11 protein-coding genes are annotated in these 13,890 nt (G+C 55.9%); 4 read left to right on the forward strand and 7 right to left on the reverse strand.

Annotated elements, in window-relative coordinates:
- The first annotated feature begins 105 nt into the window (after window positions 1–105).
- The 3 genes from yihX to fabY are packed head-to-tail and all read left to right on the forward strand — an operon-like array spanning window position 106 to window position 2,135.
- Window positions 106–717 carry a glucose-1-phosphatase gene (yihX, locus tag OB87_RS07900; RefSeq protein WP_033568903.1) on the forward strand — a complete coding sequence of 204 codons (612 nt, stop codon included), beginning with the start codon at window positions 106–108 and terminating at the stop codon, window positions 715–717.
- Window positions 718–724: 7 nt separating this feature from the next.
- Window positions 725–1,162, forward strand: coding sequence for a D-aminoacyl-tRNA deacylase (gene dtd, locus OB87_RS07905; protein ID WP_033568904.1), 438 nt, complete (start codon window positions 725–727; stop codon window positions 1,160–1,162).
- Between the two features lie 31 nt (window positions 1,163–1,193).
- Entirely contained in the window at window positions 1,194–2,135 is a 942-nt protein-coding gene (gene fabY, locus OB87_RS07910) for a fatty acid biosynthesis protein FabY (protein ID WP_033568905.1), read from the forward strand.
- Between the two features lie 67 nt (window positions 2,136–2,202).
- On the opposite strand, the gene OB87_RS07915 is transcribed toward fabY, so the two are convergent.
- The 7 genes from OB87_RS07915 to gmk all read right to left on the reverse strand — a co-directional run bounded on the left by OB87_RS07915 (window position 2,203) and on the right by gmk (window position 11,653).
- Window positions 2,203–3,942, reverse strand: a complete 1,740-nt coding sequence (locus OB87_RS07915; protein ID WP_033568906.1) for an AsmA family protein — start codon at window positions 3,940–3,942, stop codon at window positions 2,203–2,205.
- A gap of 281 nt (window positions 3,943–4,223) precedes the next feature.
- A complete protein-coding gene (locus tag OB87_RS07920) occupies window positions 4,224–5,612 on the reverse strand; it encodes a nucleobase:cation symporter-2 family protein (protein ID WP_033568907.1) in 1,389 nt (462 codons plus the stop codon).
- Window positions 5,613–5,792: 180 nt separating this feature from the next.
- Window positions 5,793–7,874: an ATP-dependent DNA helicase RecG gene (gene recG, locus OB87_RS07925; protein WP_033568908.1), complete on the reverse strand. Its 2,082-nt coding sequence runs from the start codon at window positions 7,872–7,874 to the stop codon at window positions 5,793–5,795.
- Window positions 7,874–8,566 carry a tRNA (guanosine(18)-2'-O)-methyltransferase TrmH gene (trmH, locus tag OB87_RS07930; RefSeq protein WP_033568909.1) on the reverse strand — a complete coding sequence of 231 codons (693 nt, stop codon included), beginning with the start codon at window positions 8,564–8,566 and terminating at the stop codon, window positions 7,874–7,876. The genes recG and trmH overlap by 1 nt, the downstream gene beginning before the upstream one ends.
- 6 nt (window positions 8,567–8,572) lie before the next feature.
- The gene (gene spoT / locus OB87_RS07935; protein WP_033568910.1) at window positions 8,573–10,675 is read right to left on the reverse strand and encodes a bifunctional GTP diphosphokinase/guanosine-3',5'-bis pyrophosphate 3'-pyrophosphohydrolase; all 2,103 of its coding nucleotides are present in this window, start codon (window positions 10,673–10,675) and stop codon (window positions 8,573–8,575) included.
- Window positions 10,676–10,699: 24 nt separating this feature from the next.
- Complete coding sequence (rpoZ, locus tag OB87_RS07940) at window positions 10,700–10,975, reverse strand: DNA-directed RNA polymerase subunit omega (protein ID WP_012886708.1); 276 nt, start codon at window positions 10,973–10,975, stop codon at window positions 10,700–10,702.
- Window positions 10,976–11,029: 54 nt separating this feature from the next.
- Entirely contained in the window at window positions 11,030–11,653 is a 624-nt protein-coding gene (gene gmk / locus OB87_RS07945) for a guanylate kinase (RefSeq protein ID WP_033568911.1), read from the reverse strand.
- A gap of 292 nt (window positions 11,654–11,945) precedes the next feature.
- On the opposite strand from gmk, the gene ligB reads away from it, so the two are divergent.
- Window positions 11,946–13,628, forward strand: coding sequence for an NAD-dependent DNA ligase LigB (gene ligB / locus OB87_RS07950; protein ID WP_033568912.1), 1,683 nt, complete (start codon window positions 11,946–11,948; stop codon window positions 13,626–13,628).
- Window positions 13,629–13,890: the final 262 nt, after the last annotated feature.

Raw genomic sequence — 13,890 nt, forward strand, 5'->3', positions numbered from 1 at the left:
GCATCTGCACCATTTTTGACCTTATTATGATCCGGCTTATCCTCCCTGTTCAGTACGAATTTTTCTCGCTACAGTGAAAACCTTGCAGGCCAATCTGGAGGACACATGCTGTACATTTTTGATTTGGGTAATGTGGTTATAGATATTGATTTCAATCGTGTTTTAGGGGTATGGAGCACGCTGAGCGGCGCACCGCTGGCGACTCTGCGTGAGCGCTTTGTTATGGGGCATACCTTTGAACAGCATGAACGCGGTGAAATCAGCGACGAGGAGTTTGCGTCGCGTTTGAGCCATGAGCTGGGTATGACGCTCAGTTTTGAACAGTTCTCGACCGGTTGGCAGGCCATTTTCATTGGTGTACGCAAAGATGTGATCGATATCATGCATCGTTTGCGGCAGGAAGGGCATCGCGTGGTAATACTCTCCAATACCAATCGCTTGCACTGTCAATTCTGGCCGGACGAATATCCGGAAGTTCAGCAAGCTGTAGACCGGCTTTATCTGTCCCAGGATATCGGCCAGCGTAAACCGGAGACGACAATTTACCAGCATGTTCTGCGTGAAGAAGGCGTTGATGCCCATGACGCACTCTTTTTTGACGACAATGCTGCCAATGTGGACGCGGCGAACGCATTAGGTATCCGCTCGATTTTGGTTAGCGATCGGCAGGTCGTGCCGGATTTTTTTGCCAGCCAGGTTTTTAAGCAGGAGTCGTAAGGTTGTTATGATCGCATTAATTCAGCGGGTATCCAGCGCAAGTGTGGCGGTAGAGGGTTCGGTAATCGGGGAAATTGATCACGGATTGCTGGTATTGCTGGGCGTTGAGCAAGGTGATGACGAACAGAAAGCGGTTCGTTTGTGTGAAAAGGTGATCGGCTATCGGATTTTCAGCGATGACAACGGCAAGATGAATCTGAACGTTCAGCAAGTCGGCGGTAGTCTGCTGGTGGTGTCGCAGTTTACGCTGGCGGCAGATACACAAAAGGGTATGCGCCCCAGTTTTTCCCGCGGCGCGGCACCTGCCGAAGCGGATCGGTTGTATCAGTATTTTGTCGGCCAGTGCCAGGAGCACGGGTTAACGACGGAAACCGGTCGTTTTGCTGCTGACATGAAAGTATCTCTGGTAAATGATGGGCCTGTAACGTTCTGGTTGCAGGTCTAGCTTGCATTAATAATGCGTGAGAGGGGCGGTTATGTATTACCTGAGAGTGCCTGAAAGCGCCGAAGAGCTGGATGCCTATTACCAGTTCCGCTGGGAAATGTTGCGTAAACCACTGCATCAGCCGCTTGGTTCCGAACGGGATGCCTATGATGCGCTGGCGCATCATCAAACCATTGTTGACGGGCACGGCAAGCTGGTCGCGGTGGGGCGCCTCTCTATTAATGCCGAGAATGAAGCGTCGATCCGATTTTTGGCGGTGCATCCTGATACACAGCGTAAAGGCCTGGGAACGCTAATGGCGATGGCGCTGGAGTCGGTGGCGCGCCAGGAAGGCGTGAAACGGGTGGTGTGCAGTGCTCGCGAGGATGCGATGGCGTTCTTCTCCCGCCTTGGCTTTGTCAATCAGGGGGAAATCACCACACCGATGACCACGCCGGTACGCCACTTTTTGATGATTAAACCAGTGGCGACGCTGGATGACATTCTGCATCGCCCGGACTGGTGTGGTCAGTTACAGCAGGCGTGGTACAACCATATTCCTCTCAGCGAAAAAATGGGTGTGCGCATCAGTCAGTACACCGGACAAAAATTTATTACCACCATGCCGGAAGCGGGAAATCAGAACCCGCACCATACGCTGTTCGCCGGTAGTATGTTTTCGCTAGCGACGCTTACCGGGTGGGGGTTGATCTGGCTACTGCTGCGAGAGCGGCAACTGGGTGGCACGATAATTCTGGCTGATGCGCATATTCGCTACAGCACACCGGTGACCGGTCGCCCCAGTGCGGTGGCGGACCTGGGGTCGCTGAGCGGTGATCTGGACCGGCTGGCCCGCGGGCGCAAAGCGCGGGTGCAGTTGCAGGTGGAACTGTTTGGCAACGATAAAAAAGGCGCGGTATTTGAGGGCGTTTACATTGTACTGCCGCCGGATCCAGATGAATTACTGGAGCAGGGTGGCTCAGCTATTCGCTAGCCCATGCATTAGATATACAACAGCCACCATAACGGTGGCTGTTTGTTTTATGTCGTTTATTCTGTGTTTAAGGCTGTGTGGCTGGCTCGGGTGCAGCCGGTGGCGTCGACATGACGGGGGCACTGTCTGCTACCGTTCCCTGATGCATTGCCTGGCTGATGGTGTGCCCGGCGCTGTCAATGCCTTGCAACGTACCGCTGAGGGTAGGTTTCAGTGGGCTTGCTGCGTCCAGTCGGCCGTTCAGGTGTAACTGCAAGTTAGTGTTGCCTGTGGGCGTAGTGGCCGGGGCGGGCCAACCCCAGCGGGTCAAAGCATCAAACGCTACGGCTTTGCCAGTCAGATCCAGTGTAAAAGTTCGGGCTGGCTGTTGCGCAATCACCGCTTTGGCTTCCAGCAAACCACTTTGGGTAAAGGCGCTCAGGTCCGTCAGTGTGATTTGGTTGTCATTGGCGTTCAACGCCAGCGACGGACGGCGAACATCCACCTTATTGAAGGTAGCGTCACTGGCGTTCAGGTTTAACGAACCTTGCCATACGCCCCACTGGTGGTTGCGCGCGAGTAACAGATTGTTGCCGAAGCCATCCAGCGCGGTAAGCTGGAAGGGAAACGCCGGATTGATATCGATCAGCAGGTTGTGGTTGGCGCTGAATTTTCGAACCTCCACTTCCGCCAGCCAGTTGGGTAACGTTTGCTGCCAGCGCTGACGCCAGTCCGTCGGCAGCGTATATTCCATACCGGCCACCACTAACTCATCCAGCGTCAGCCGCTGATTGCTGCGTAGCCAGTTGCCGTTGGTGCGTAGCAGTCCACCTTCCCAACGGGTCGAGAACTGTTTGATGTTCACGCCCTGCTTTGACAAATCCAGACTGACGATCGGGTCGACCAGATGCATGTTGCCATTGACGATATCGGTGGCATTGAATGACAGCGAGCCATCGTCGCTTTGCCAGTCATTCTGTCGAAAAGTCACGTTTTGCAGGGTGACGTCCAGATCGGTGAATGCCCAGTTTTGCCCTTCGATACGAGCATCGATCAGGTCAAAGCGATTGACGGTTACCGCTGGCAGGCGGGTTATCGGTTGCCAAAAATCCGCCATCGACTGCTGGGTTTGCAACCGGACATTGCTCAACCGCAGGTTCTTAACGAGCCAGCTGCCATCCTCCGCACGGGAAGCATTGCCTGTCAGTTCGCCTCGTGCCACATCGGCACCGAAGTTTTCCAGCGTCAGTTGCTGGTCGTTAAACTGCCCTTGCACCAGAACCTTGCTGGCAGGCAGGTCGTTGAGGAGTAGAGAATGCACGCTGAGCTGGAATGCGGCCTTCTTACCCAGCAAATAGCCGGGTTCCGGCTGCCACGGGGTAATACCGCCGGTCACCTGCTCGCCTCGTAAGCGCCAGTCGCCATCTTGTGCATGTAACGCCATGGCTTTCAGTTGCAGAACATCGGCTTCAATCGGCAGTGTAAAACCGGTCTGGCCCATGTTGAGCGTGCCGCCCTCCAGCATCAGGCTGGAAAAATGACGCGGATTGGTAATCTGACGCACACTGAATCCCACCGATACGCTTTGTGCGACCAGGGTAACCGGTTGGTTTTTATGGCCGAAACGAACGTCCAGCAATTGAATGCGTCCAGGGGAGGACCAGTCATGCGCCATCTTTCTGAATGACACCTGGTATTCGGTACGTTGATTAACCCACTGACTGATATGTCTGGCACCCCATTCCGTCTGAGCCAGTACATACAGCACCACCACAGCCAGTAGCGCCAATAACAGCAGTGTGAGAAGAAGTTTCCCAATAAATTTCATTGCTTAAGTCCGCGCCATTCGCAAGGGATGATCGTGTTATGCCGTAATTATCCAGCCATCTCAACAGGTAACTTATTACAGACAATAAATAAGGGCCGATGTTATACCCGTTATACTTCAAGTTGCAGGTGCGTTGGCTGCGCTCAGTCACCCGAATCACTTACCTGAGTAAGCTCATCGGGACTCCTTCCCTTGCCACCTGCCTGAAACTCGAATTATTTAGGGTATACCGCCATCGGCCCTTATTATCACGTAAGACGAAAAATTTCTGGAAGCGCGGCTTACTCTTTTTCGTGAGGAAAGACCAGATTCAACACGATTGCTGTGATACCGCCCGCAGCAATGCCTGACGACAGCAGCGTTTTCAGCCATTCCGGCGCGAATTGCAAAATCAGCGGCTGCTGGGAAACGCCCAGACCGACGGCCAGCGACAGCGCGATGATCATGATGGCGCGGCGATTAAGCGGCTCGCGGGACACAATACGCACCCCGGATGCAGCGATGGTGCCGAACATCACGATGGTCGCACCGCCCAGCACCGGTTCAGGGATGTGCTGTACAAAACCGCTCACCGCCGGGAACAAGCCCAGCACAATCAGCATCAGCGCTACCACGAAACCGACATAGCGGCTGGCGACACCGGTCAGCTGAATCACGCCGTTGTTCTGACCAAAGCAGGAGTTGGGGAAGGTATTGAACACCGCGGACAGACAGGAATTCAGGCCATTAGCCAGCACGCCGCCTTTCAGACGTTTCATGTACAGTGGGCCGCTGACCGGCTGTTCAGACACATCGGAGGTAGCGGTGATGTCGCCGATGGTTTCCAGTGAGGTCACCATGAACACCAGCATCAGTGGGATTAGCAGATTCCAGTCAAAGCCAAGACCGTAGTACAACGGCGTCGGCACGTTAATCAGCGACTGGGTGGGCGCACCAGCGCTCTCCGGCAGCATACCCATCAGCCAGGCTGCCAGATAACCAACGGCCATCGCGATTACCAGCGATGCTACGCGCAGGTAAGGGTTGCGCTGACGATTGAGCAGAATGATCACCACCAGCACGACGGCTGCCAGCAGCAGGTTCTTCGGCGCACCAAAGGTGTGGTTGCTCATAGCGGCAAAACCGCCGCCGATCGAGGTCAGGCCGACCTGAATCAGCGACAGGCCGATGATCATGACGACGATGCCGGAAACCAACGGTGTGATGATGCGACGAGCCAGATGCAGCACGCGCGACAGCAGGATTTCCGTGCAGGAAGCGACCATCAGGGTGCCAAATAGCGCCGCCATCATTGTCGGCACATCTGCCCCACCGTTTTTCAGCGCCATACCGCCCATGATTAACGGGGTAACGAAGTTAAAGCTGGTGCCCTGAATGGACAGTAATCCGGAACCCACCGGCCCCCAGGTCTTGATTTGCAGAATAGAAGCCAGGCCGGAAGCGAACAGCGACATGCTGATGATGTGCTGGGTATCCTGCGCGGGTAAGCCCAGCGCCTGACAGATTAGCAGCGCCGGGGTAATCACCGCGACAAACATCGCTAACAGGTGCTGGCAGGCGGCAAACAGGGTTTGCGGTAAAGGAGGCCGGTCCTCCAGACGGTAAATCAGCTCACTGTTCGCCGGGGTGGCGGCATCGGCCTGAGGTAGCTCAGTGGTGGAAAGACTCATGATAGGGCGGCGCTCCTGAACGGCAAAAGCGCATTTTAATCATCTTCTCTGTAAAAGCAATCGATTGCGGAATGCGGTTTTCTTATCGCCGGAATACGACGGGCCATAATACCTTGTTAACTATGGGGATAAATGCAAGCCCGAAACGAGGCGGCGGGAACCACGATGCTGGAGTCGTCCTCAGGCGTTGGTATAACGGGTGCGTTCCGGCAGCCAGCGGTCGATCAACGCTCTGGCGTGTTCCGGATAGTGTTCATGAATATGACGAGATACCCGCTGAACTTGCGGAATCAATGCCTGATCCCGCAATAAATCCGCTACCCTGAAGGCGGCGTTGCCGGTCTGACGGGTTCCCAGCAGTTCGCCCGGCCCGCGAATTTCCAGATCACGCTGGGCGATCACGAAGCCGTCATTGCTGTCACGCAAGACCTGTAACCGTATCTGAGCCGTTTTACTCAATGGCGTTTTGTACAGCAGTACACAGTGGGAGGCGACCGCACCGCGGCCGACGCGACCGCGCAACTGGTGCAACTGTGCCAGACCGAGTCGCTCCGGGTTTTCGATGATCATCAGGCTGGCATTCGGTACATCTACCCCGACTTCAATCACCGTGGTGGCGACCAGCAGATGCAGTTGGTTGGTTTTGAACGCCTCCATGACGGCCTGCTTTTCCTGTGCTTTCATCCGGCCGTGCACCAACCCGATAGTCAGGTCGGGCAACGCTGCTTTTAATTCCTGACAGGTGGCTTCGGCCGCTTGCGCTTCCAGCAGCTCGGACTCTTCGATCAGGGTGCAGACCCAGTACGCCTGGCGTCCCTCTTGCAGGCAGGCGTTACGCACCCGCTGGATGATGTCATCACGCCGGGTATCCGGAATGGCGACGGTGGTAACCGGTGTGCGGCCCGGCGGCAGTTCATCGATTACCGAGGTATCCAGATCGGCATAGGCTGTCATCGCCAGCGTGCGGGGAATCGGTGTGGCGGTCATGATCAACTGGTGGGGATGGAATCCCTGCTCTTCACCTTTTTCCCATAGCGCCAGTCGCTGATGCACACCGAAGCGATGTTGCTCATCAATGATCACCAGTGCCAGGCCGTTGAATTGTACCTGTTGTTGAAAAATGGCATGAGTGCCAATCACCATGGATACCAGACCGCTGGCGATAGCCTCTTGCTGGGCCTGCCGCGCCTTGCCTTTTTGTTTGCCCGCCAGCCAGCCGACTTCGATACCCAGCGGTTCAAACCAGCGGCGGAAGTTGGCGGCGTGCTGTTCAGCCAGCAATTCTGTCGGTGCCATCAGCGCCACCTGTTTGCCGTGAGCGATGGCTCGCAGCGCTGTCAGCGCCGCCACCAGCGTTTTGCCAGAACCCACATCGCCCTGCACCAGACGCATCATCGGGAAAGGCTTGTTCATATCCTGTTCGATTTCCGCCACCACGCGCTGCTGCGCACCGGTGGGGCTGAACGGCAGCGCGGCCAGCAACTGCTGTTTCAGGTTATCTTTGGAGGCAAGCGCCAGTGCATGATGACGTTGCGCACCAGCTCGCACCGCCAACATGCTCAGGTGGTGCGCCAGCAGTTCCTCCATGACCAGCCGTTGCTGAGCCGGATGTTTGCCTTGCTCCAGTTCGGCCAGCTGTACATCTGGCGGTGGGCGGTGCAAGGTGCGCAATGCATCCGGCAGGCTGATTAACCCGTGGCGCATCTCCTGAGGCAGCAGTTCGTCAATCGGGTGGGTATTCAGCAGCTCCAGCGCCTGATCGGTCAGTTTGCGCAGCGTCGCCTGCCGTATGCCTTCGGTGGTGGGGTATACCGGTGTCAGTGTTTCTTGCAGTTCAACGGTGGTGCTTTCACCTTGCACCCGGTATTCCGGATGGATCATTTCACCGCCCAGCTTACCGCGTTTTACTTCACCATACGCCAGTACACGTTGGCCCGGCGACAGGCTGTTTTTCATGGCCGCATTAAAGTTAAAGAAGCGCAGTGTCAGCATACCGCTACCGTCGCTGATCTGGCAGGTCAACATCCGGCGGCGACCGAAGCTGATATCGCTGCGCAAGACTTCGCCTTCTACGGTGGCGTACATGCCTGGCAGCAAATCGTTAATCAGATAAAGGTGGGTGCGGTCTTCGTAACGCAGCGGCAGGTGCAACAGCAAATCCTGCACGGTTTCCAGACCGAGGCGGGCCAGTTTTTCCGCCTGGCTGGCCCCGACGCCGGCAAGGGTGCTCAACGGCTGGGTATGCAGCAGGCGGCTGTCCATTATTGCTCCGTGGATTGCATCGCTGCCCACCAGGGCGCGTCGGCAATCACCTGGCCGGTGTTGTCGATGAACGGGCGCGACAACCCTTTGCGTCTGGCGACGCGGGCCAGTACCGGGTAGCCGCCTTCAAACAGCAGTCGCTGCTGTTCTTCCTCATCCAGCGGACTGTGTTCGCGCTGGTACATACCGGCCAACTGACGTTGACGCTGCGCTTCATACAGAATCAAGGCGGATGCCACCGAGACATTCAGGGATTGCACCATACCGATCATCGGAATGATGATGTCCTGATCAGCGAGCGCTAGCGCATCGGGGGAGATGCCGGTTTTTTCCTGCCCGAGCAGGATGCAGGTAGGACGTGTGTAATCCACTTCGCGGAAGTCGACCGCGCTGGCGGATAGATTGGTCGCCAGAATTTGCATCCCCTGCGTTTTCAGATGGCTGACCGCATCTTGAATAGTCCGGTGGGTTTTGACCTGCACCCAACTATTGCTACCCGCCGCGGTAGATACCAACGTTCTCATGCGGTTAGTGGGCCACACAGCGTGCACCTGATGTACACCCACTGCATCGGCGGTACGAATAACGGCGGATACGTTGTGAGGTTTGTGCACCTGCTCCATGCACAGGGTCAGGTCGGGCTGACGGTTATTAAGCATTTCACAGATGCGTGTATAACGTTCTGGGGTCATAACAGGCTAATTTCGGTTACGGTTGACTTTAATCACGTCCGGCATCACGCGGATCTTGCGCATAATATTTGCAAGATGAATACGGTCGCGCGTCGTAAGGCGGATAAAGGCGCTGTATACCCGGCCATCCCGTTCTTCAGTATTGATACTTTGAATATTGGAGTTTGACGAGCTTATCGCCGCTGTCAGGTTGGCTAGCGCCCCCTGATGGTTGAACATGTCGACCTTGATTTCCGTCATGAACTCCTGCTCGGTCACCTCATCCCACTCTACCGCCATGAATTTCTCTGGCTCTTTCTGGTAGCCACGGATGTTGCGGCAGGACTCGTGGTGAATCACCAGCCCTTTACCGGGGCTGACGTGAGCGATGATCGGGTCACCGGGAATCGGGCGGCAGCACTTGGCGAAAGTGATCAGCACACCATCAGCGCCCTTGATAGGGAGTTTGCGGATACCGGCGGCACCGTTTTCGGTATGTTCTTCCAGCAGATTACGCGCCACTACCACGCTCATGGCGTTGCCCAGACCGATTTCCGCCAGCAGGTCGTCCAGCGAGGCGAGCTTCATGCGCTCCAGCTCCCGCTGAATATTCTGCTCCGGAATGTCGGACAGTTTACGGCCGCTGCCCAGTGCGTGATTAATCAGACGACGCCCCAGACTGACGGAATCGTCACGTTTGAGGTTTTTTAGCATCTGACGGATTTTGGCGCGGGCTTTGGAACTGACCACAAAGTTGAGCCAGGCGGCGTTCGGGCGGGCACCCGGCGCGGTGATGATTTCTATCGTCTGCCCACTGGATAACGCCTGAGACAGTGGGTACGGCTGACGATCGACGCGGGCACCCACGCAGGCATGGCCGATGTCGGTGTGTACCGCATAGGCGAAGTCCACCGGCGTTGCGCCGGCGGGCAGTTCGACGATGCGGCCTTCCGGCGTGAAGACGTAAATTTCGTCCGGAAACAGATCGGATTTGACGCTTTCGATGAATTCGAACGAGCTACCGGCACTCTGTTGCAGTTCCAGCAGGCTTTGCATCCAACGCTGGGCACGTACCTGCGCCGTAGTACTGCTGCTTTCGCCTTCTTTGTAAGCCCAGTGTGCAGCGACCCCCATTTCCGCCATCTGGTCCATATCCTCGGTGCGGATCTGGACTTCAACCGGCACGCCATGCGGCCCGATAAGGGAAGTATGGAGCGACTGATAGCCGTTGGCCTTGGGAATAGCGATGTAGTCTTTCACCCGACCGGGGCGCGGCTTGTACAGGCTGTGCACCTGACCCAACACGCGATAACAGGTATCCACTTCCCGGACGATCACCCGAAAGGCATAGATATCCATGATCGAGTGAAAGCGCTGCTCTTTCAGGTGCATCTTGCAGTAAATAGAGTACAGATGCTTTTCGCGACCGCTGACGCGACAGCTGATGCCCGCTTCCTTCAGACGCCCTTCAATCTCGGAAAGGATCTTCTGAATCATCTCTTTGCGGTTACCGCGGGCGGCTTTTACCACCTCTTTGATGACGCGGTAGCGGTTGGGGTAGAGCGCTTCAAACCCCAGCTCTTCCAGTTCGGTTTTCAGATGATGAATACCGAGACGATGCGCGAGCGGGCTGTAGATTTCCAGCGTTTCACGAGCGATGCGCCGACGTTTGTCCGGACGCAGCGATCCCAGTGTACGCATGTTGTGGGTGCGGTCGGCCAGTTTGATCAGAATGACGCGGATGTCCTGCACCATCGCCATGATCATTTTGCGGAAGTTTTCCGCCTGCGCCTCTTTCTTGTCGCGGAATTTCAGCTTATCCAGCTTGGATACGCCTTCCACCAGTTCGGCTACGCTTTTACCGAACAGCTGTTCCATATCCTGATAGGTGGCGGGCGTATCTTCGATGACATCATGCAGCAGGGCGGCCATCAGCGTTTCGTAGTCGAGACGCATTTCGGCCAGAATGCAGGCCACCGCTACGGGATGGGTGATATAAGGCTCACCGCTGGAGCGTGTCTGACCCTCGTGAGCATCACGTGCAACAAGATAAGCCTGCTTGAGACGCTTTATCTGGTCTTCCGGCAGATAACGCTGAATCAGCAGATTGAGGCTTTCAAACAGATACAAGGGCGACTCGCGACCGAATTCGAATTAACGACGACCTTCAGCGATAGCAGTAACTGCCTGAATTTCCGCTGCTTCCTGTTCCTGCTGTTCCTGGCGTTCACGGGTATCCAGAATCTGGCCGTTGATCAGACCTTCTTCGATCTCGCGCAGAGCGATAACGGTGTACTTATCGTTTTCTTCCGGAACCAGCGGATCTTTGCCACCCACCTGGATCTGACGAGCGCGACGAGCTGCGACCAGCACCAGGTCAAAACGGTTACCAATTTTTTCTACAGCGTCCTGAACAGTTACGCGTGCCATAGTGTGTACTCCAGTGGGGAAATAAAATGACTGGGCATCATACTGAAAGTGCCGTCAGTCTGCCAATAGTTTGGTGATTAAAGCGTCATGTCGAACTTTCTGGCGGCTCAGACGCAGGCGTTCGGCGCGAATGATGGTTTTCAGATCAAGCAGCGCCAGATCGAAATCATCATTCACAATCAGATAATCGTATTCGGCGTAATGACTCATTTCCGCCACCGCCTGTTTCATCCGGCGGGCGATGACCTCTTCACTATCCTGACCACGACCGCGCAGGCGTCGCTCCAGTTCTTCCTGTGAAGGCGGCAGAATAAAGATGCTGCGGGCTTGCGGCATACGCTCACGGATCTGGCGGGCACCCTGCCAGTCGATATCCAGAAAGACATCGACGCCGGTGGATAATACCTGCTCGATGGCCGCGCGGGACGTTCCGTAATAATTGCCGAAAACTTCGGCATATTCCAGAAAATCATCCTCCCCAATCATTCGCTTGAATTCATCTACTGGCACAAAAAAGTAGTGTTCACCGTGGACTTCGCCGGGCCGTATCGCACGGGTGGTGTGCGAAATGGAAACCTGGGTGTCATACAACGGCTGCGTTTTCAGCAACGCCTGGATCAAACTGGATTTCCCCGCACCGCTGGGGGCGGAAACAATGTATAACGTGCCTTGAGCCATAGTGAATTCTGTGTCTGATAAAGATGAAAGGAGAGATGCGCCCAGTCGCGCATTTTCTCGCATTATACACGCCGCTGTGTGAACCGTCGCGTGGTGAAATACAGCCTGAATCTCTGCCCGCCTTATGTCACCCCGTCTCTTTTCGTTTTGTGGCCTGCTTTCCTGCTTTTATATCGGTTGCAGCAACTCGCGTGATGTCGTGCGGGATGCTTCGCATTCCCTTATTTTCGCACTCGTATTCCCGGACCGCCTGCGCATTAATGTCCTGGTTTTCGCTCAGGGAGGAAAAGCGATGCGATATCAACACATGTTGGCAGCGGTGCTGTTTGTTGTGAGCGGGATGACTGAAGCGGCGTCTTGTCCGGCGTGGTCATCGGTGCGGGCTGAACAGGAGATCACGCAACTTGGGCAGCAACTGACGCAGTGGGACAACGCGTATTATGAACAGGGCCAAAGCCCGGTGGACGATCAGGTTTACGATCAACTGCGTCAAACGCTGGCGACCTGGCAAGTCTGTTTTCAGACGGATGCCGGGCGTTTTGCGATTGCGCTGCCTGGCACTGGCAAACGGCAGCATCCGGTGGCGCACACTGGCCTGAAAAAACTGTCAGAACCGGCCGAACTGAAGCAGTGGTTCGCGCAACATCATGATTTGTGGGTGCAGCCCAAGATCGATGGTGTGGCGGTGACGCTGGTATACGAACACGGGAAGCTGGTGACCGCCATCAGTCGCGGTAATGGCCGCCAGGGCGAGGACTGGACCGACAAGGTGAACCAGATGAATACGGTGCCACAGCATCTTCCCGGTGTATCTGGCCGTCAGGTTTTCCAGGGTGAATTGTATTTGCAGGTGACGGACCATCGTCAGCAGCAGGTCGGTGGTATCAATGCACGAGCGCAGGTGGCGGGTGAAATGCGGCGAAAACAGCCTTCGCCGCTGCTGTCACGCATTGGAGTATTTATCTGGGCCTGGCCGGACGGCCCGGCGGATATGCCGACGAGGCTGGCTAAATTACGGGAGTTGGGGTTTGGGCTGACGGCGGATTACACGCAGCCGATTTCTTCGCTGGAGACGGCGGCGCAGTGGCGTGAGCGCTGGTATCGTGCGCCGTTGCCGTTTGTGACGGATGGCGTAGTGGTGCGTCAGGCGCAGGAACCCGCCGGACGTTACTGGCAAGACACCCCGGCGGAGTGGGCGGTAGCCTGGAAATATCCGTTGGTGAACCGGGTGACGGAGGTCACCGGTGTCGATATTGACGTGGGACGTACCGGCAGAATGACTGTGGTGTTGCAGCTGCAACCGGTGGTACTGGATGACAAAACCGTTAGCCGGGTCAATCTCGGTTCGGTATCCCGTTGGCGAAAATGGGATGTGCTGCCGGGGGATAGGGTCAGCATTAGTCTGGCGGGATTGGGAATTCCCCGGTTGGATGCTGTGGTATGGCGCGGCGCGGTACGTGAAGCGATAGCTGTCCCGCCGGTGTCGCCCTTTGATGTGTTCAGTTGTTTGCAATGGAGCCGGGAATGCCAGCCACAATTTCTGGCTCGGCTGGTATGGCTGGGCGGGCGGAACGGGTTGTCGCTTGGTGGCATCAGCGAAGCCACCTGGCAACGACTGACACAGCGCGGTGCGCTGGTCGATGTGGTGTCCTGGCTGGCGTTTGAACCGGCTCAGCTGGCAGCGGCGGGTGATTTCGGCGAACAGCAGGCAGAGCGGATTCACCGCCAGTTTCAGCAAGCGCGCCGCCAGCCGTTACGAAATTGGTTACTGGCGCTAGGGCTCCCGGTGCCATCCCCTGCTCGACACGCACTGGATGGCGCATCCTTTGAGCAATTGCAGCAGCGCTCTATCGACGAATGGCAGCAATTTTCCGGTATTGGCGTCCGGCGGGCGCAACGCATTCGCGACTTTCTGCACCACCCCGATATCGTCCGGCAATTGGCATGGCTCAAGGAGCAAGGCGTTAAATCATGACGGAATAATCGGCCTGATATGAAATAACGGTACGCTTCAGATAATAACCAGCGTGATGAATTGAACGGGGAAAATAGTCAACGCGGCAAAAAAGAAAATAGGAATAACACAGGAAACCAGCGCGACGATCTTTAAAATAAATAAGCGTATCTAATAAGGGTTTTTACTTTTTCTTTTAGGGGGCACTTATTAGCTGAAGGGGTAATCAGATTGCTTAAAGGATACTGAACGGTTTGTGTAAAGTTTTCTCGGTTATCTGGAG

This window comes from Dickeya undicola, assembly GCF_000784735.1.
Classification (GTDB): Bacteria; Pseudomonadota; Gammaproteobacteria; order Enterobacterales; family Enterobacteriaceae; genus Dickeya; species Dickeya undicola.